The organism is Terriglobales bacterium, assembly GCA_035543055.1.
GTDB lineage: Bacteria > Acidobacteriota > Terriglobia > Terriglobales > Acidobacteriaceae > JAIQFD01.
In genome coordinates this window covers 1-18,316 of sequence record DATKKJ010000248.1, presented here as the reverse complement: position 1 = coordinate 18,316, position 18,316 = coordinate 1, and the positions used below count along the sequence as shown (strand labels likewise).

Sequence of the window (18,316 nt, the reverse complement as noted above, 5' to 3'; positions counted from 1 at the left end):
GTCAAGCTCTTCCCCTACAAGACGCCCGTGGGACGCACTTCGGAGAGGTTTTACGGCCTGCGCAACTGGTATTACCGCTGGAAGCGCAGGCGCGCCGCCCGCAAGTTCGAGGTTTACATGCGCAAGCACGACCGCACCGTGCACTTCGACGAGTACGGGAACTACATCGGCCCGGGCAAGGACGACGAGCGCGACCGCGGCAACGGCGAGCACCGCGGGCCTTGGGTCAATTAGGCCGGCGCTTTGCTCTCTTGACCTGCATGGTCTTGTCAACCCACTCGTCGGCGGTCGCGAGATCTTTCTCGCGCGCAACCGGATCACCACACTGGAGATCGGCTCGTTCGTGGTAAAGCAGATTAAGGTAGGCCATCGCGTCGTCGTAGTCTGGCCGCAATCCAAGGGCACGCGAGAGGGAGCGGATTCCGGCCTCCACCTTGTCCCAATTCGCTTCACGGACCTGTCCGCATTCCGGCAGCAAGATCAATGCTTCGTCAGGCTTAAGGCCAAGCTTCGACCTCAGCTCCATCCGGGGCTGGTAGCTCTCTATCCAACGAATCACGCCAATCGTGTAATACGCTGCCTCGTCCTTCGGGTCATGGGCGATCACTTTCTCCTGATACTGCCGGGCCTCTTCGAATCGCTTCAGCTGAAACGACAACGCACCAATCGCCTTTAGTGCGTTCAGATTGTCGGCATCGAGATCAAGCACTTTGTGAAACTCTTCAAGCGCATGCTCGGCGATCTGTTTGTTACTAGGCTCCTCGACTCCTGGCACATACTGCTGTGCAAGTGCCGTACCCAGATAAAGGTGACCCACGAGGAGTTGCGGTTCCAATAAGACAACCGCTTGAAAATGCGTGACCGCTTCATCTAGGCGTCCCGCCTTGTATGCTTCGACACCGGCATTCAGTTCGCTTCTGGCATCCTGTGCCGATGTAGCGAACGCCAACGCACACCACACGATGATGACTGCTATGAGCGCGAATCTCCGCATATGAATACGGCTTACAGGTACTTGATCAGCACCACCTCATTGTGCTTCTCGTTGTAGATGAGCTCATCGACCACGCTGCGGGTGAGCAGGATGCCGAAGCCGCCGGGCCGCAGGCCCTTCTCCTCGCGCACCTTCATGTGGGCGATGGGATCGTCGGGATAGGCGATCGCGGCATGGGCCAGCTCTTTGAAGGTGAAGCCGGCGCCGGGGTCGGCGATGCGGTACATGACCATGCGGTTGGCGCGCAGGTAGGCGATGCGCACCTTGCGGCTGGGATCGAAGCGCCCGCCCCACTCCACGGCGTTGAGCAGCATCTCGCGAAACGCCTGGCCGACGGAGTCGCGCACCTCCTGGGGAAGGTCGCCCTTCACCTGGGCCATGAAGTTGGTGATGCGCTCCGCGGTCTCGCGATGGCAGGGCACCAGCAGTTCCACCCAGTGCGGCCGCGCCGAAACCACCTCGATGGGGGGAACGTCCTCGTTCAGCGCGTTGCCTACCATCTGCACCAGCGCCCGCAGCGAGAAGGGCTTGGGGACGAACTGGTACACCTGCTCCTTCATGGCCTGGAGCACGGTTTCCTGGGCGGTGTCGGCGGTGATGACGATGACCTTGGGCCGGGGGGCTGCCTTCTGCAGGCTCTCCATCACCTGGAAACCGTCGACCACGGGCATGCGGATATCGAGCACCAGCAGGTCGTAGGGCTGGCGCTGCAGCTCGTCCAGGGCCTCGCGGCCGTCGAACGCCGAAGTGGCCTCAAAGCCCGCCTGCTCCAGAAGCTTGGTCAGGGCAGTCGCCAGGGTGACGTCGTCCTCCGCGATCAGCACCCGCTTGGCTTTGGTGACGATTCCAGCTTCCATGTAGGCGGCATTGTGCTCTGAAAGGCGCTCCGCCGCAAGCGCATCCTGAGCCGTGCTGGTTACTCAAGTTTTCCCGGAGTTTTGAACCGAGTCAGTCCGCGGCTTCGGCCTGCCAGTCGAGCTCTTCCATGCGCTCGGTCACCGACTCCATGTCGCACAGCAGGCCCATCCGTTGCCAGAAGCGGTGGACGTCGGGGTCCTCGTGGGCCTCGGCACGGGTCTCCTCCGACTTCCAATAGCGCAGGTGGATGAAGCGGCGCGGGTTCTTGACGTCGCGGTAAAGCAGGTCGCGGCTGTAGCCTTTGCGGCGCAGCATGGAATAGAACTCGCGCACCACCGCGAACAGCTCGCCTTCCTTGCCTTCCCGGGCCACGAAGATGGCCATCGCCATGATCTCCATGATGACCTCGCTTTATCGCTTTCCGCGTTCCTGCCGGGGCACGCGGCGCCGCCCGGGCCCGGCGGCTTCGGACGCGCCGACCACGTGCAGGCGCATGAAATTGGTGGAGCCCGACGACCTTTGCGTCCCGGCCACGATACCCATGACGTCGCCGGGATGCACCGCCCCGTTGTGCAGGAGCTCCGTCTGCGCCACCCGCAGCATGTCCTCGGCCGAGGGAGCGACCTCGCACAGGCTGGGACGCACTCCCCACAGCAGGCTCATCCGGTTGCAGACCGCCTGGTTGCTGGTGAAGGCGAAGATGTGCGCCTTGGGGCGATACTTGGAGATCAATCGCGCCGTCGTCCCGGTCTCGGTGAACACCGCGATGGCGCTCATCTCCAGGTCCTGGGCGGCGTGCGCGACCGATTCGCAGATGGTCTCCTGGATGGACAGCCGCCGCGCGCTGCGGCGATGCCGCTGCCCCTGCCCGTTGAGCATGTGGCCCTCGGTCTCGACGATGATCTTCGCCATCATAGCCACGGCTTCGCGCGGGTACTTGCCGCTGGCCGACTCCGCCGAGAGCATCACCGCGTCGGTGCCATCGAAGATGGCGTTGGCCACGTCGCTGGCCTCGGCCCGGGTGGGCCGCGGGTTCTCGATCATGCTCTCCAGCATCTGGGTGGCGGTGATGACCGGCTTGCGCCACTCCGCCGCCCGCCGGATGATGTGCTTCTGGATCACCGGCACCTTTTCCGGTGGCACCTCCACCCCCAGGTCGCCGCGCGCCACCATCACCCCGTCGGCCGCGTCGAAGATCTCTTCCAGGTGCTCGATAGCCTGCGGCTTTTCCAGCTTGGCGATGACCGGCTGGGTCCCGCCCTTGGCGCTGATGTAGCGCTTGGCGGCGAGCACGTCCTCCGCCGTCCGGATGAAGGAGGCGGCGATGGCGTCCACCCCGTGCTTGAGGCCGAAGGCGATGTCCGCCATGTCCTTTTCGGAGATCGCGGGCACGCTCATGGCGGCGCCCGGCAGGTTGATGCCCTTGTGCTCACCCAGCAGGCCGCCGTTGATGACCTCGCACTCCACGTCGTCGCCGTGGACGGCGCGCACCCGCAGCTCGATGAGGCCGTCGGAGAGCAGTATCCGCGAGCCCGGCTCCGCGTCGCGGGCCAGCTCGCTGTAGGTGGTCGAGAGCAGCGAAGCCGTGCCCGGCACGTCCCGGGGCGTGATCGTGACCTTGGAGCCAGCTTTCAGCGCCACCGGGGTGCGGTGCTTCAGCCGCCCGGTGCGAATCTTCGGGCCCTGCAAGTCCTGGAGGATGCAGAGGGAACGGCCTTCCCTCTCTGCGGAGCGGCGGATGCGCTCGATCACCCGGGCGTGCTCCTCGTGCGTGCCGTGGGAGAAATTCAGCCGCGCCACATCCATGCCCAGCCGCATCAGCTCCCGCAGCATCGCCTCCGAGCTGCTGGAAGGCCCGATGGTGCACACGATCTTGGCCTTGCGCCAGACGCGTGGCTGCGCGCTTTCGCCCGCCCGCGGTCTTGCCTCTTCCTGCAGTTCCCTCAGTGTCATGGGCCTCGTTAGCGTACCTGAAGTTCCTTCTCTTGTGCCGGGACCTTGCCCGATGCCGCCTTGGGGAAGAGCTGCGCGTTGAACTCCGCTCCCAGCAGGACGATCACCGAGATGATGTACATCCACACCAGCAGCGCGATGCTGGTGGCCAGGGAGCCATAGATGAGGCTGTACGTGGAGAAGTGCCGCAGGTACCAGCCGAACAGCGAAGTAGCCGGAAACCACAATGCCGTGGCCAGCCCCGCACCCGGCAGCGCGTTATGCCAGGGGTCGGTGCGCGGGATCGCCCAGTGATAGATGAGCTGGAGCACCACCACGCTGGTCACCACCGCGATCACCCAGCGTCCGAAGGCCCAAAGCGCCAGGATGTAAAAGCCGAGCTCGTGGCTGCTGTGGAAGACCATCCAGGTTTCGATCTGGTTCCCGAACACCACCAGTATGGTGGCGAAGACCATGGGAGCGAAGGTCAGGAAAACCAGGAAAAAGGCGACGAACCTCTCCTTCACCAGTCCCCACGTCTTGGGCAGGCCGTAGGCCCTCCGGAAACCGTCCATCCACGAGACAAAGATGCCCGAGGACGTCCACAGCGTGATCAGGGAAGTGGGGATCAGCGTTCCCAGGGGGCGATGCTGGGCGGCGTCGAGGTAGCGGGTAGTCGTGGCGGCGCCTGAGGGCAGGATCTGCTCCAACGCGTACGACACCTGATTCAGGTATTCCCCCGAGGCCGACGTGGCCGCCACTGCCGACGCCACCACCAGCAGCACCGGAAACAGGGTCAGGATCTGGGAATACGCCGCCGCCTTGGCGACGGCGAAGATGTCGTGCTGCAGTCCCTGCCAGAGGGCCTTCTGCAGCGGCCTTAGGATGCGCACCATAGGCCCGCATAGCCTATCGGAAGGCCAGCCCCGTTGTCAGTTACGCTTTTGTTTGAGGTAAACAATTCGCCAACCGTGATTGAAGCTCCCCTTTTCGGGCGTCTCTACCAAAAAGGAGCGCGGGGGCTTACGCCCCCGCTGATGAATGACGACGCCGACTGGCGGCTACTCCGCCGCCATCTCCTCGGTCTCGCCCTCGTGGCGCAGCAGCTCCAGGGCGCGCTCGGCTTCCTCGTACTCGCGCGACACCTGCTCCTGCACCTTGGCCGCCTGTTCCTCGAGCTCGGGCGAGAGCTTCACGTTCCGGTAGTACTCCATGCCCGTGCCCGCGGGGATCAGCCGGCCCACGATGACGTTCTCCTTCAGGCCGCGCAGGTGGTCCACCATGCCGTTGATGCTGGCTTCGGTGAGCACCCGCGTGGTCTCCTGGAACGACGCCGCCGAGATGAACGAGTCGGTGGAGAGCGACGCCTTGGTGATGCCCAGCAGCAGCGGCCGGCCGGTGGCCGGCTTGCCGCCCTGCGCGATCACCCGCTCGTTCTCCTCGCGGAAGCGGAACTTGTCCACCTGCTGCTCCAGCAGGAAGCTGGTATCGCCCACGTCCTCCACCTTCACCCAGCGCATCATCTGCCGCACGATCACCTCGATGTGCTTGTCGGAGATGTTGACGCCCTGTAGCCGGTAAACCTCCTGGATCTCGTTCACCAGGTAGGATTGGAGCTCCTTCTCGCCCAGCACCGCCAGGATGTCGTGGGGGTTGAGCGGGCCGTCCATGAGCGGCTCGCCCGCCCGGACGCGCTCGCCTTCCTGCACGTTGACGTGCACGCCGCGCGGCACCTGGTACTCCTTCTCCGTGCCGTTGTCGGCCACCACGTAGATCTTGCGGTAGCCCTTGGTGATCTCGCCGAACTTGACCGCGCCGTCGATCTCGCTGATGACCGCGGTCTCGCGCGGCTTGCGGGCCTCGAACAGCTCCACCACTCGCGGCAGGCCGCCGGTGATGTCCTTGGTCTTGGTGGTCTCGCGCGGGATCTTGGCCAGCACGTCGCCGGGATACACGGTGTCGCCGTCCTGCACCATGAGGTGGGCGCGTGACGGCATCAGGTAGCGCTTGTTGGTCTTGCCCTTCACCACGATGGCCGGCTGCCGCTTCTCGTCCGGCGACTCCGCCACCACGTGCCGCGACAGGCCCGTGACCTCGTCCACTTCTTCGTGCAGGGTGATGCCTTCCTGCAGGTCCTTGAAGGTGGCCGACCCGCCGATCTCGGTCAGGATGGAGAAGGTGTACGGGTCCCACTCCACCAGCGCCTGGCCCATCTGCACCGGGGCCCCGTCCTCGACCTTCACCTTGGCGCCGTACACGATGGAGTAGCGCTCTTTCTCGCGCCCCTTCTCGTCGAGCACGGTGACGGAGCCGTTGCGGTTCATGACCACCAGGTGGCCTTCCTTGGCGCGCACCGTCTGCAGGTTCACGAAGCGGATGGCGCCGTTGTTCTTGGCCTCCAGGCGTGACTGCTCGCTGACCCGCGACGCGGTGCCGCCGATGTGGAAGGTACGCATAGTGAGCTGCGTGCCCGGCTCGCCGATGGATTGGGCGGCGATCACGCCGGTGGCTTCGCCCAGCTCCACCAGCCGTCCCGACGCCAGGTTGCGCCCATAGCAGGCCACGCACACCCCGCGCTTGGATTCGCAGGTCAGCACCGAGCGGATCTTCACCCGCTCGATGCCCGCCGCCTGGATGGCGCCGGCCAGCTCCTCCGTGATCTCCTGGTTGACGTCCACGATCACGTTGCCTTCGTAGTCCTTGATCTTCTCCAGCGAGACGCGGCCGACGATGCGGTCGCGCAGCGGCTCGATGATCTCGCCCGACTCGACGATGCTGCCCACGTAGATGCCGTCCAGCGTACCGCAATCGTTCTCGCTGACGATCACGTCCTGGGCCACGTCCACCAGCCGGCGGGTCAGGTAGCCCGAGTCCGCCGTCTTCAGCGCGGTGTCAGCCAGGCCCTTGCGCGCGCCGTGGGTCGAGATGAAGTACTGCAGCACGGTCAGCCCCTCACGGAAGTTGGCCGTGATCGGGGTCTCGATGATCTCGCCCGAGGGCTTGGCCATCAGGCCGCGCATGCCGGAGAGCTGGCGGATCTGCTGCTTCGAGCCGCGGGCGCCGGAGTCGGCCATGACGTAGATGGGGTTGATCTGCCCGGTCTTGTCCTGCTCCTGCATCACCCCGAACATCTCGTCCGCCACCTGCTCGGTGACGTTGGACCAGATCTCGATGACCTTGTTGTAGCGCTCGCCGTTGGTGATGGCGCCGTCCAGGTACTGCTGCTGCACCGCGATCACCTGCTTCTCGGCGGCCTTCACCAGGTCGGCCTTGTCTTTGGGGATGAGCATGTCGTCGATGCCGATCGACAGGCCGGCCCGGGTGGCGAAGCGGAAGCCCAGGTCCTTGATGCCGTCCAGCATCCTGACCGTGGTCTCCAGCCCGAAGCGCAGGTAGCAGTAGTTCACCAGCGCCCCGATGCCCTTCTTCTTCAGCAGGCCGTTGATGTACGGCATGGCGGAGGGCAGGTGGTCGTTCAGGATCACCCGGCCGACGGTGGTGTTGATGTACTGCCGCTCGAACTTCACCGGCTCGGTGTGTACCACGTCCTGGTCGTCGTAGGCCGTGGTCAGGTCGATGACCTCGCCGCTGTAGCGCAGGCGGATGGGGGTGAGGGTCTCGACTTCCTTGGCCTCCAGCGCCAGCAGCACCTCCTCGATGTTGGCGAAGGCGCGGCCCTCGCCCCGGGCCCCCTGCCTGGACTTGGTCAGGTAGTAGAGCCCGAGCACCATGTCCTGGGTGGGCACGGTGATGGGCTGGCCCGACGCCGGCGACAGGATGTTGTGCGACGACAGCATCAGCACGCTGGCCTCGATCTGCGCCTCCGGCGACAGCGGGATGTGCACCGCCATCTGATCGCCGTCGAAGTCCGCGTTGAACGCCGTGCACACCAGAGGGTGGATCTTGATGGCCTTGCCTTCCACCAGCACCGGCTCGAAGGCCTGGATGCCCAGGCGGTGCAGGGTAGGGGCGCGGTTCAGCAGCACCGGATGGTCCTTGATCACCTCTTCCAGGATGTCCCACACCACCGAAACCTGCTGCTCCACCATCTCTTTGGCCTGCTTGATGGTGGTGCACTGCCCGGTCTGCTCCAGGCGGTGATAGATGAAGGGCTTGAACAGCTCCAGCGCCATCTTCTTGGGCAGGCCGCACTGGTGCAGCTTGAGCTCGGGGCCGACCACGATGACCGAGCGCCCGGAGTAGTCCACGCGCTTGCCCAGCAGGTTCTGGCGGAAGCGGCCCTGCTTGCCCTTGAGGGTGTCGGAGAGCGACTTGAGCGGGCGGTTGTTGGCCCCGCGCAACACCCGGCCGCGGCGCCCGTTGTCGAACAGCGCGTCCACCGCCTCCTGCAGCATGCGCTTCTCGTTGCGCACGATGACCTCGGGGGCGTGCAGGTCCATCAGCTTTTTCAGCCGGTTGTTGCGGTTGATGACCCGGCGATACAGGTCGTTCAGGTCCGAGGTCGCGAAGCGGCCGCCGTCCAGCGGAACCAGGGGACGCAGCTCCGGCGGGATGACCGGGATCACGTCCAGGATCATCCACTGCGGCTTGTTGCCGCTTTTGCGGAAAGCCTCGACCACCTTCAGGCGCTTGGCGTACTTCAGCCGCTTCTGCACCGAGGTCTCGTGCTTCATCTTCTCCCGCAGCTCGTTGGAGAGCGTCTCCACCTCCACCCGCTTGAGCAGCTCCTTGATGGCCTCGGCGCCCATCATGGCCTTGAAGCCGGTGGGCCGGTACTGCTGGTCGAGCTCGCGGAAGCGCGCCTCTTCCTTGATGACCTCGCGGTCCTTCACCGGGGCGTCGCCCGGCTCCACCACCACGTAGGCCTCGAAGTAAAGCACCGACTCCAGGTCGCGCAGGGAGATGTCGAGCAGGTGGCCGATGCGCGAGGGCAGGCCCTTGAAGAACCACACGTGCGAGCAGGGCGAAGCCAGCTCGATGTGCCCCAGACGCTCGCGCCGCACCTTCGACAGCGTGACCTCGACGCCGCACTTGTCGCAGATCACGCCCCGGTGCTTCATCCGCTTGTACTTGCCGCACAGGCACTCCCAGTCGGTGACCGGGCCGAAGATGCGGGCGCAGAACAGCCCGTCGCGCTCCGGCTTGAAGGTGCGGTAGTTGATAGTCTCCGGCTTCGTCACTTCTCCGTGCGACCAGCTCCGGATCTTCTCCGGCGAGGCCAGGCTGATGCGGATGGAGTCGAAGTCCGTGATGTTGTTCCCCAGATCGAACGGGCTCGTGCGGTACAAAGTGTCCTCCGATTGCGGCGCCAACGCGCGCCGCCAGCGGCTCCGATTGCCAGTGGCCAGAGGTCAGTGCTCAGTGGCCAGTCTCAGATCCGCCAGTCTCGATCGGAGCGACTCGAAACGGCGCGTATACCAGAACTTTTCGGCAAGCAGCCGATGGGCTCCCTGTCCACTGCCCACCGGCCACTGCACACTTCCCTAGTCCGCCGCGGCCGTGGCCAGCGGTTTCTTCTGCGTGATGATCAGCTCCACGTCCAGGCACAGCGACTGCAACTCGCGGATCAGCACGTTGAACGATTCCGGCACGCCCGGCTCGATGGCCGCCTCGCCCTTGACGATGGCCTCGTAGATCTTGGTGCGGCCATAGACGTCGTCGGACTTCGCGGTCAGCAGTTCCTGCAGGATGTAGGCTGCCCCGTAGGCTTCCAGCGCCCAGACTTCCATCTCGCCGAAGCGCTGGCCACCGAACTGCGCTTTGCCGCCCAGCGGCTGCTGGGTGATCAGCGAATACGGCCCGATCGACCGCGCGTGGATCTTGTCGTCCACCAGGTGCGACAGCTTCAGCATGTAGATGTAGCCCACGGTGACCGGCTGTTCGAACTTCTCCCCGGTCATGCCGTCGTAGAGCTCGGTCTTGCCCGAGGTGGGCAGGCCGGCCTCGCCCAGCAGGGCCTTGATCTCGTGCTCCTTGGAGCCGTCGAACACTGGCGAGGAGAAGTACGCGCCCTTCTCCATGCCGCGGGCGATGGACTCCAGCTGCTCGTCGTCCAGGTCCGCCAGCTCGTCCACAAAGGGCGAGTCCTTGAAGATGTTCTTCAGTTCGCGGCGGATGAGTTCGGCGCGCGAGTTCTCCTTGAGCAGCGCGCTGATGCGGGTGCCCAGCTCGTGCCCGGCCCAGCCCAGGTGCGTCTCCAGGATCTGCCCCACGTTCATGCGGCTGGGCACGCCCAGCGGGTTGAGCACGATCTCCACCGCCGTCCCGTCGGCCAGGTACGGCATGTCCTCGTCGGGCAGGATGCGGGCGATCACGCCCTTGTTCCCGTGGCGGCCCGCCATCTTGTCGCCCACGCTCAGCTTGCGCTTCATGGCGATGTACACCTTCACCAGCTTGATGACGCCCGGCGGCAGCTCATCGCCCTTCTGCAGTTTCGCGATCTTCTCGTTGACGATCTTGCGCAACACGTCGATCTGCCGCGAGGTCATCTCCTCGATCTCGTCGATCTGCTCGTTCACCCGCGGGTCCTTGTCGGCGAACTTGATGCGCTTCAGGTTGCGGGTCGAGATGCGCTCGATGGTCTCCCGGTCCAGCACCGTGCCCTTGGTCAGCAAGCGCTTGTTGGTGCGCTCGTCGTGCAGGTCGGCCTGGACTTCCTTATTGCCCAGGATGGCCTCCAGGCGCTTCAGCCGCTCGTCGGTCAGGATGCGGATCTCGTCCGAGAGGTTCTTCTCCAGCTTCTCCACCTGCATGGCCTCGATGGCCTTGGCGCGCTCGTCCTTCTCCTGTCCCTTGCGGGAGAAGATCTTGACGTCCACGATCGTGCCCTCGATGCCCGGAGGGCAGGTGAGCGAGGCGTCGCGCACGTCGCCGGCCTTCTCCCCGAAGATGGCGCGCAGCAGCTTCTCTTCCGGGGTGAGCTGGGTCTCGCCCTTGGGCGTGACCTTGCCCACCAGGATGTCGCCCGCCTTCACCGTCGCCCCGATGCGGATGATGCCGCTCTCGTCCAGGTCGCGCAGCGCCGATTCGCTCACGTTGGGGATGTCGCGGGTGATCTCCTCCGGCCCCAGCTTGGTGTCGCGCGCCTCGATCTCGAATTCCTCGATGTGGATGGACGTGTAGTAGTCCTCCTTCACCAGTTTTTCCGAGACCAGGATGGCGTCCTCGAAGTTGTAGCCGCGCCACGGCATGAAGGCGACCAGGACGTTGCGTCCCAGCGCCAGCTCGCCGTGGTCGGTGCAGGGGCCGTCGGCGATCACCGTCCCCTTGGCCACCCGCTGGCCCTTCTTCACGATCGGCTTCTGGTTGATGCAGGTGTTCTGGTTCGAGCGCTTGAACTTGGTCAGGGTGTAGATGTCGGAGCCCACCTCGCGGGAGAGCTGCCCGGGATGGTGCTCGCCCTCGACGCGCACGATGATGCGCTCGGAGTCCACCGAGTCCACGATGCCGGCGCGCCGCGCCAGCACCACCGCGCCCGAATCGCGCGCGGTCACACCCTCCATACCCGTGCCCACCAGCGGGGCTTCGGCCCGCAGCAGCGGCACCGACTGGCGCTGCATGTTGGCGCCCATCAGCGCGCGGTTGGCGTCGTCGTGCTCCAGGAACGGCACCAGCGACGCCGCCACGCTCACCAGCTGCTTGGGGCTGACGTCGATGTAGTCCACCTCGTCGCGCGGCACCAGCACGAAGTTGCCGGCCTTGCGCGCGTTCACCAGCTCGGGGACGATGCGCCCCTTGTCGTCCAGCTCGACGTTGGCCTGTGCGATCACGTGCCGGTCCTCCTCCCACGCCGAGAGGTAGAAGGAGTACGGCTCGCAGTCGACCTGGCGCCGCCGCCGCTCCTTCAGGTCGGCGTTGCCCCGCTGCACCTCGTGCTTCTCGATGTGGTCACCGACGCGGTACTCGCTGTCGCCGGCGTTCACCACGCTCACGAAGTCGAGCACCCGGCCGGTCTTCACCCGCCGGTAGGGCGACTCGATGAACCCGTAGTCGTTGATCCGCGCGTAGCACGACAGCGACGAGATCAGGCCGATGTTCGGGCCTTCCGGCGTCTCGATGGGGCAGATGCGGCCGTAGTGCGTCGGGTGCACGTCGCGCACCTCGAACCCGGCCCGCTCCCGGCTCAACCCACCCGGCCCCAGGGCCGAGAGCCGCCGCTTGTGCGTGATCTCCGACAGCGGGTTGGTCTGGTCCATGAACTGCGACAGCTGCGAGGACCCGAAGAACTCGCGGATGGCTGCCATCACCGGCTTGGCGTTCACCAGGTCGTGCGGCATGGCCGTCGACATCTCCTGGTACACGCTCATCTTTTCCTTGATGGCGCGCTCCATGCGCACCAAGCCGATGCGGAACTGGTTCTCCAGCAGCTCGCCCACCGCCCGCACCCGGCGGTTGCCCAGGTGGTCGATGTCGTCCACGTTGCCGATGCTCTTGCGCAGCTTCAGCAGGTAGCGGATGGTCTGGTAGAAGTCCTCCGGCTCCAGGGTGCGGCTGTCCAGGTTGGTGGCGTCGTTCTTCTCGAACAGCTTGATGTTGAATTTCAGCCGCCCCACCCGCGAGAAGTCGTACTTGCGCGAATCGAAGAACATGCCGTGGAACAGTGAGGTGGCGGTGTCCAGGGTCGGCGGATCGCCCGGGCGCAGCTTGCGGTAGATCTCGATCAGAGCTTCCTGCGGGGTCTTGACGTTGTCGCGGCGCAGCGTCGCCGACAGCACCGTGCCCACGTCGTCGCGCTCGGGGAAGAACACGTGCAGCTCGCTGATGCCGGCGTCGATCAGCTTGGCCAGCTTGTCGGCCGTGATCTCGCTGTTCGATTCCAGCAGCACCTCGCCGCTGCTGGTGTCCACGATGTCGGCGGCGGTGAAGGCCCCTTCCAGGTCGGTGGTGTCCACCTCGATCTCGGTGATCCTGGCCTTCTGGATCTCCTTCAGGATCGAGGGCGTGATCTTGCGCCCGGAGTGGGCGATCTCGTCGCCGCCCTTGCTCTTGATGCTGTGCGCCAGCTTCAGTCCCAGCAGGTTGGTGGGCCGCTCGATGCCCGGCTCCAGCGTCCAATAGATCTTCTTGTCGCGCAGCGCGATCTTGTCCACCGTGTAGAAGGTGCGCAGGATGTCCTCGTCCGAGCGCAGGCCCAGGGCGCGCAGGAAGATGGTCCCCAGGAACTTGCGCTTGCGGTCGATGCGCACATACAGGATGTTCTTCTGGTCGTACTCGAACTCCACCCACGAGCCCCGGTAGGGGATGATCTTGCCCAGGAAGTAGGTGCGGTTGTTGGCGGTCTCGAAGAACACGCCCGGCGACCGGTGCAGCTGGCTGACGATCACGCGCTCGGTGCCGTTGATGATGAAGGTGCCGTTCTGCGTCATCAGCGGGATGTCGCCGAAGAAGACTTCCTGCTCCTTGATGTCGCGGATCGACTTGTTGCCGGTCTCCGGGTCCTTCTCGTAGATGGTCAGGCGGATCGTGACCTTCAGGGGCGCGGAGTAGGTCATGCCGCGTTCCTCGCACTCGGTCACGTCGTACTTCAGCTGCAGCCCGACCGGGTCGCCGCACTTGTTGCAGAAGTCGGGCGTGTTGGCGTTATAGGTGCCGCACTTGCCGCACAACACGTCGCCCGGGTGGAACGGGTCGGTGATGACCGTGGAGCCGCAGTTCCGGCAGGTGGTGCGCAGGTGGTGCAGCCCCTTCAGGTGGCCGCACTTGCACTCCCAGTTGCCGATGGCGTAGTCCACGAACTCCAACTGGGAGACGTTGCGGAAGTCCGAGATGGGGAACACGGACTGGAAGACCGCCTGCAATCCCGCATCGTCGCGCTCGCTCGGCAGCCGGTCCATCTGCAGGAAGCGGTCGTAGGAGCGCTTCTGCACCTCGATCAGGTTGGGGATCTGGATGGTCGCCGGGATCTTGGAAAAATCGAGCCGCTTGCGGAAGGCGTTGCTTTTGTTCGGCATTCCTGACTCCTGAACTTGTGTGGCACAGCCGCTCTCGGCTGTGCAGCGAAACTTACGTGGTGCGAGTGCCCTCGGCCGCGAAAACACGTTCGCGCCCGCAGGGACAAGGTTCCCCGCAGGCGCCATCAAAGGCGCTTGGCCTTGCTTCGATTGTGTGTTTCCGCGCCGTGGGTGCTGGCCTATCCTCGCCGGCTGGGCCGGCACTGCTGATGCTGTTCGCGAGGATGGCGAACATATTGATGTCTTCACCACCCTCACGGATTCAACTGCAGCCGTCTTCCTGCTGACGACTGATGACCGACGACTGGCGACTATTTCACTTCAACCGTCGCGCCCGCCTCGGTGAACTTCTTCTTGATGGTCTCGGCCTCTTCCTTGGAGACCCCTTCCTTCACGGTCTTGGGCGCGCCGTCCACCAGGTCCTTGGCTTCCTTCAGGCCCAGGCTGGTGACTTCGCGGACGGCCTTGATCACGTTGATCTTGTTGGCCCCCACTTCCTTGAGCACGACCGTGAATTCGGTCTTCTCTTCGGCCGCGGCCGGGCCCGCCGCCGGGCCTGCGCCGCCGCCCTGCATGACCACCGGGGCTGCCGCCGCGGCCGAAACGCCGAGGCGCTCCTCGAGCTTCTTCACCAGCTGGGCCGCATCCAGCAGGCTCAGCCCTACGATCTGTTCTTCCAACTGCTGCAAGTCCGCCATTGTCTGTTTCTCCTAATCCGATAGTTGTCGATTGTGCTGAATCGTTATCCGCTGACGCCGTTTCCAGTCCGCCACCTACCAGACAATAGGCCGCGGAACACGTGCCAACCGATAACTTGAGGCGTTTGGCGGGCGTCTGAGCCCGCCGCCGAAATCCTGGGGCCGCTAGGCCGAAGGACCTCGAACACCCCAAACTCCCTTCGCCAATCCACCGCACCCGCAGACTGGCCGAACCTCACTGAGTACTGAGTACTACGCGGACGCGGCTTCCGCCGCTTCCTTGAACTTCTTCTCCTTCACCGCCTGGTCGATGACCACCGCGACATCGCGACCCACGGCGTTCATCACCGTCACCAGCCGCTGCGCCGGGGCATTGATCAGGAAGAGCAGCTTGGAGAAGATCTCTTCGCGCGAGGGCATGGTGGCCAGGTTGTCCAGCGTCTTGGCCGGCATCACCTTGCCTTCCAGCACTACGGCCTTGAAGCTGACCTCCGGATTGTCCTTGGCGTACTTCTGCAGCGCCTTGGCCAGGGCCACCGGGTCGCCCGAGGTGTAGGCGATCGAGGTCACGCCCTTCAGGCCCTTCAGCGCCTCTTCCACCTTGGTGCCCTTGGCCGCGCGCGAGGCCAGGGTGTTCTTGATCACGCGATACTTGGCGCCCGCCCCGCGGATGGTCTTGCGCAACTCTTCCGCCTGCGCCGCCTTCAGCTTCGAGAACGTCGCCAGGACCGCCGTCTCGGCCCCGCCCAGCTCCTTGCCCAGCGCCTCTGCCAGTTCGATCTTCTTCGCTTTCGTGACCGCCATCTCGGTTCCTTTTCTAAACTTTTGTCATCCCGAACGGCTTCAGCCGTGAGGGACCTGCTTTTCGCGACTACGCTTTCGCTGCCGCTTCCACCGGCGCCACGTCGATCTGGATGCCCGGACCCATGGTGGACGACAGGGTCGCGCCCTTGATGTACTTGCCCTTGGCCGCCGCCGGCTTGGCCTTGATGATGCTCGAGATCACGGTAGTGGCGTTGTCGATCAGCTTCTGCGCCTCGAACGACATCTTGCCCACCGGCACGTGCACCAGCGCCGTCTTGTCGGTGCGGAACTCGACCTTGCCGGCCTTCACTTCCTGCACCGCGCGGGCCACGTCCATGGTGACCGTGCCCGTCTTCGGGTTGGGCATCAGGCCGCGGGGACCGAGCACCTTGCCCAGCTTGCCCACCGACCGCATCATGTCCGGCGTCGCCACCACGGCGTCGTAGTCGGTCCAGTTCTCCTTCTGGATCTTCTCCACCATGTCTTCGCCGCCGACGAAATCCGCGCCCGCGCTCTCCGCTTCCCTCACTTTGTCGGCGCCGCAGATCACCAGCACCTTCTTCGACTTGCCCAGCCCGTGCGGCAGCACCACCGTGCCCCGCACCATCTGGTCGGCGTGCTTGGGATCGACCCCCAGGCGCAGCGTGACCTCCACCGTCTCGTCGAACTTGGCGTACTTGACCTTCTGCAGCAGCGGCACGGCGTCCTGCAGCACGTAGGCTCGCTTCTCCACCGCCGCCCTCGCCTTGGTGATGTTCTTGCCTGCTTTTCTCATTTACTTCTTCTCCGTCTCCCACCGCCCCGCAATGTTCCGCGTGCCGTGGTGTCTTCGACTTGGTACTTGGTACTGAGTACTTGGTACTCGCTACGCCGTTACCTCGATCCCCATGGATCGCGCCGTTCCCTTCACGCTCTTCACCGCCGCCTCCAGGCTGGCCGCATTCAGGTCCGGCATCTTCTGCTTGGCGATCTCCTCCACCTGCTTCTCCGTGACCTTGCCCACCTTGTCCTTGTTGGGGGTGCCCGAACCCTTGGCGATGCCCGCCGCCCGCTTCAGCAGGATGGACGCCGGGGGCGTCTTGGTGATGAAGGTGAACGAGCGGTCGTTATAGACCGTGACCACCACCGGGATGATGAGCCCGTCCAGCTCGCGCGCGTTGGTCCTGGCGTTGAACTGCTTGCAGAACTCCATGATATTGATCTGCGCCTGGCCCAGCGCGGGACCCACCGGCGGCGCCGGGGTCGCCTTCCCCGCCGCGATCTGCAACTTCACCTGACCTGTTACCTTCTTCGCCATTTCCTCTTTACCTTTTCCGTCCCCATCCCGAGCCTAGGATTTTCGACTTCGGCGTTTCGGGACTTCTCGAATCTCACTGGGTACTGATTACCGAGTACTGAGTACTGCTTAAGCCACCTTCTCCACCTGCCCGAACTCCAGCTCCACCGGCGTCGCGCGCCCGAAGATGGTGACCATGACCTTGAGCGTCTCGCGGTCCTCGTTCACCTCGTCCACCACTCCGGTGAAGGTCGCGAACGGGCCCTCGGTGATGCGCACCGACTCGTTCTTCTCAAACTTAACCTTGAGCTTGGGCTTGTCTTTGCCGATATTCACCCGGTAGACGATCTGGTTGACTTCTTCGTCCGACAGCGGCGTGGGGTCGTTGGCCGTGCCCACGAACCCGGTCACCCGGGGCGTGTTCTTCACCAGGTGCCAGACCTGGTCGCCGGGACCGCCGGTGCGGAACCCCGCCAGGTCCATCTCCACCAGCACGTAGCCGGGATAGAACATGCGCTCGCTGGTGTACTTCTTGCCGCCGCGCACCTCCGTCACCGGCTCGGTGGGGATGAGCACCCGCCCGATCTTGTCCTGCAGCCCGAAGGCGCTGATACGCGACTCCAGCGACTCCTTCACCTTGCGCTCGAACCCCGAGTAGGTGTGGACGATGTACCACTTCATGTTCGGGTTCGAGGGCGGGGTCGGCGCGCCCTCGGCCGGAGCCGCAGCCTCGCCCGTGCCCTCGGCGGCGGGAGGGGCCCCGTTCTCCGGGACCGTCGATTCCTTTCTCTCTTCTGCTTCCATATCTCGCCTTACCGGACCAGTGTCTGCCCGTACCTGATGACCCGGTTGACCACGAAGCTGATCCCGTTGTCGATCAGGAAGAAGTAGAGGCCGAACAGGAACACCGCCACGATCACCACGATGCTGGTGGCACGCACTTCCTTGAATGAAGGCGTCGTCACCTTCTTCATCTCCATGCGGACGTCGGTGTAGAAGCTCTTGACCCGCTGCGGCCACGACTTGACGCTTGCGATTCCGCCATTCTCTGCCATTTGTGCAATCGCTGACTTCGCCATTCGACTCCTGACTACCTCTTCCCTACTCTTCTTCCGGTCCTGGCAGGGGCGGAGGGATTCGAACCCCCAAGTCCGGTTTTGGAGACCGGCAGTTTAACCGTTGAGCTTACGCCCCTAATTCCTGCGGTCTATTTGACCTCTTTGTGCGGCGTGTGCTTGCGGCACTTCTTGCAGAACTTGGAGAACTCGAGACGGTCCGGCGTGGTCTTCTTGTTCTTCATGGTCGAGTAGTTCCGGTTCTTGCATTCGCTGCACTGCAATGTCACGATCTCGCGCATACCTTAGAAGCTCCTCACTGCAGGATCTCCGAGATGGTACCGGCGCCCACCGTGCGTCCGCCTTCGCGGATGGCGAAGCGCAGCCCCTTCTCCATGGCCACCGGGGTGATCAGCTCCACCGTCAGGGCCACGTTGTCCCCCGGCATCACCATCTCCGTCCCCGTGGGCAGCTCCGCCACCCCGGTCACGTCCGTGGTCCGGAAGTAGAACTGCGGCCGGTAGCCCTTGAAGAACGGCGTGTGCCGTCCCCCTTCTTCCTTCGACAGCACGTACACCTCGGCCTTGAACTTGGTGTGGGGCGTGATCGAGCCCGGCTTGGCGATCACCATGCCCCGCTCCACCTCGTCCTTGCCCGTGCCGCGCAGCAAGAGCCCGGCGTTGTCCCCCGCCATGCCCTCGTCCAGCTGCTTCTTGAACATCTCCACGCCCGTCACCACCGTCTTGCGGGTCTCGCGGAAGCCCACGATCTCCACTTCCTCGCCCACC

The 18,316-nt window shown here is 64.5% G+C and carries 16 protein-coding genes and 1 tRNA gene; 1 reads left to right on the top strand and 16 read right to left on the bottom strand.

Annotated elements, in window-relative coordinates:
• Positions 1-234: hypothetical protein (locus tag VMS96_15735; GenBank protein HVP44876.1), on the top strand; the 234-nt coding region annotated here is incomplete at its 5' end.
• Here the strand turns inward: VMS96_15735 and VMS96_15730 are convergent.
• The 16 genes from VMS96_15730 to VMS96_15655 form a co-directional block, all read right to left on the bottom strand.
• A complete protein-coding gene (locus VMS96_15730; protein HVP44875.1) occupies positions 227-994 on the bottom strand; it encodes a tetratricopeptide repeat protein in 768 nt (255 codons plus the stop codon). The genes VMS96_15735 and VMS96_15730 overlap by 8 nt on opposite strands.
• 11 nt (positions 995-1,005) lie before the next feature.
• Positions 1,006-1,851 (bottom strand): response regulator, encoded by an 846-nt coding sequence (locus VMS96_15725; protein HVP44874.1) that lies wholly within the window; start codon positions 1,849-1,851, stop codon positions 1,006-1,008.
• Positions 1,852-1,942: 91 nt separating this feature from the next.
• A complete protein-coding gene (locus tag VMS96_15720) occupies positions 1,943-2,251 on the bottom strand; it encodes an antibiotic biosynthesis monooxygenase (protein HVP44873.1) in 309 nt (102 codons plus the stop codon).
• A gap of 12 nt (positions 2,252-2,263) precedes the next feature.
• Positions 2,264-3,805, bottom strand: coding sequence for a pyruvate kinase (gene pyk / locus VMS96_15715; protein HVP44872.1), 1,542 nt, complete (start codon positions 3,803-3,805; stop codon positions 2,264-2,266).
• 8 nt (positions 3,806-3,813) lie between these two features.
• Positions 3,814-4,680, bottom strand: coding sequence for a YihY/virulence factor BrkB family protein (locus VMS96_15710; protein HVP44871.1), 867 nt, complete (start codon positions 4,678-4,680; stop codon positions 3,814-3,816).
• A gap of 165 nt (positions 4,681-4,845) precedes the next feature.
• Entirely contained in the window at positions 4,846-9,033 is a 4,188-nt protein-coding gene (rpoC, locus tag VMS96_15705; GenBank protein ID HVP44870.1) for a DNA-directed RNA polymerase subunit beta', read from the bottom strand.
• Between the two features lie 195 nt (positions 9,034-9,228).
• The gene (gene rpoB, locus VMS96_15700; protein ID HVP44869.1) at positions 9,229-13,695 is read right to left on the bottom strand and encodes a DNA-directed RNA polymerase subunit beta; all 4,467 of its coding nucleotides are present in this window, start codon (positions 13,693-13,695) and stop codon (positions 9,229-9,231) included.
• A 311-nt stretch (positions 13,696-14,006) separates the two neighbouring features.
• Complete coding sequence (gene rplL / locus VMS96_15695) at positions 14,007-14,393, bottom strand: 50S ribosomal protein L7/L12 (GenBank protein ID HVP44868.1); 387 nt, start codon at positions 14,391-14,393, stop codon at positions 14,007-14,009.
• A 252-nt stretch (positions 14,394-14,645) separates the two neighbouring features.
• Positions 14,646-15,197: a 50S ribosomal protein L10 gene (gene rplJ, locus VMS96_15690; GenBank protein ID HVP44867.1), complete on the bottom strand. Its 552-nt coding sequence runs from the start codon at positions 15,195-15,197 to the stop codon at positions 14,646-14,648.
• Between the two features lie 67 nt (positions 15,198-15,264).
• Positions 15,265-15,972, bottom strand: coding sequence for a 50S ribosomal protein L1 (rplA, locus tag VMS96_15685; GenBank protein ID HVP44866.1), 708 nt, complete (start codon positions 15,970-15,972; stop codon positions 15,265-15,267).
• Between the two features lie 90 nt (positions 15,973-16,062).
• The gene (rplK, locus tag VMS96_15680) at positions 16,063-16,494 is read right to left on the bottom strand and encodes a 50S ribosomal protein L11 (protein ID HVP44865.1); all 432 of its coding nucleotides are present in this window, start codon (positions 16,492-16,494) and stop codon (positions 16,063-16,065) included.
• Between the two features lie 108 nt (positions 16,495-16,602).
• Complete coding sequence (nusG, locus tag VMS96_15675; GenBank protein ID HVP44864.1) at positions 16,603-17,277, bottom strand: transcription termination/antitermination protein NusG; 675 nt, start codon at positions 17,275-17,277, stop codon at positions 16,603-16,605.
• An 8-nt stretch (positions 17,278-17,285) separates the two neighbouring features.
• Positions 17,286-17,528, bottom strand: coding sequence for a preprotein translocase subunit SecE (gene secE / locus VMS96_15670; protein ID HVP44863.1), 243 nt, complete (start codon positions 17,526-17,528; stop codon positions 17,286-17,288).
• A gap of 64 nt (positions 17,529-17,592) precedes the next feature.
• Positions 17,593-17,668, bottom strand: a tRNA-Trp gene (locus VMS96_15665).
• Positions 17,669-17,680: 12 nt separating this feature from the next.
• Complete coding sequence (rpmG, locus tag VMS96_15660) at positions 17,681-17,830, bottom strand: 50S ribosomal protein L33 (GenBank protein HVP44862.1); 150 nt, start codon at positions 17,828-17,830, stop codon at positions 17,681-17,683.
• 14 nt (positions 17,831-17,844) lie between these two features.
• The coding region (locus tag VMS96_15655; GenBank protein HVP44861.1) for an EF-Tu/IF-2/RF-3 family GTPase at positions 17,845-18,316 on the bottom strand (472 nt) is incomplete at its 5' end.

Excerpts from the sequence above, each read along its gene's own strand:
- VMS96_15710 (HVP44871.1), bottom strand. The coding sequence starts at position 4,680 with ATGGTGCGCATCCTAAGGCCGCTGCAGAAGGCCCTCTGGCAGGGACTG.
- rplA (HVP44866.1), bottom strand. The coding sequence starts at position 15,972 with ATGAGAAAAGCAGGCAAGAACATCACCAAGGCGAGGGCGGCGGTGGAG.
- rplJ (HVP44867.1), bottom strand. The coding sequence starts at position 15,197 with ATGGCGGTCACGAAAGCGAAGAAGATCGAACTGGCAGAGGCGCTGGGC.
- rplK (HVP44865.1), bottom strand. The coding sequence starts at position 16,494 with ATGGCGAAGAAGGTAACAGGTCAGGTGAAGTTGCAGATCGCGGCGGGG.
- secE (HVP44863.1), bottom strand. The coding sequence starts at position 17,528 with ATGGCAGAGAATGGCGGAATCGCAAGCGTCAAGTCGTGGCCGCAGCGG.
- rpmG (HVP44862.1), bottom strand. The coding sequence starts at position 17,830 with ATGCGCGAGATCGTGACATTGCAGTGCAGCGAATGCAAGAACCGGAAC.
- VMS96_15725 (HVP44874.1), bottom strand. The coding sequence starts at position 1,851 with ATGGAAGCTGGAATCGTCACCAAAGCCAAGCGGGTGCTGATCGCGGAG.
- rplL (HVP44868.1), bottom strand. The coding sequence starts at position 14,393 with ATGGCGGACTTGCAGCAGTTGGAAGAACAGATCGTAGGGCTGAGCCTG.
- pyk (HVP44872.1), bottom strand. The coding sequence starts at position 3,805 with ATGACACTGAGGGAACTGCAGGAAGAGGCAAGACCGCGGGCGGGCGAA.
- rpoB (HVP44869.1), bottom strand. The coding sequence starts at position 13,695 with ATGCCGAACAAAAGCAACGCCTTCCGCAAGCGGCTCGATTTTTCCAAG.
- nusG (HVP44864.1), bottom strand. The coding sequence starts at position 17,277 with ATGGAAGCAGAAGAGAGAAAGGAATCGACGGTCCCGGAGAACGGGGCC.
- VMS96_15730 (HVP44875.1), bottom strand. The coding sequence starts at position 994 with ATGCGGAGATTCGCGCTCATAGCAGTCATCATCGTGTGGTGTGCGTTG.
- VMS96_15720 (HVP44873.1), bottom strand. The coding sequence starts at position 2,251 with ATGGAGATCATGGCGATGGCCATCTTCGTGGCCCGGGAAGGCAAGGAA.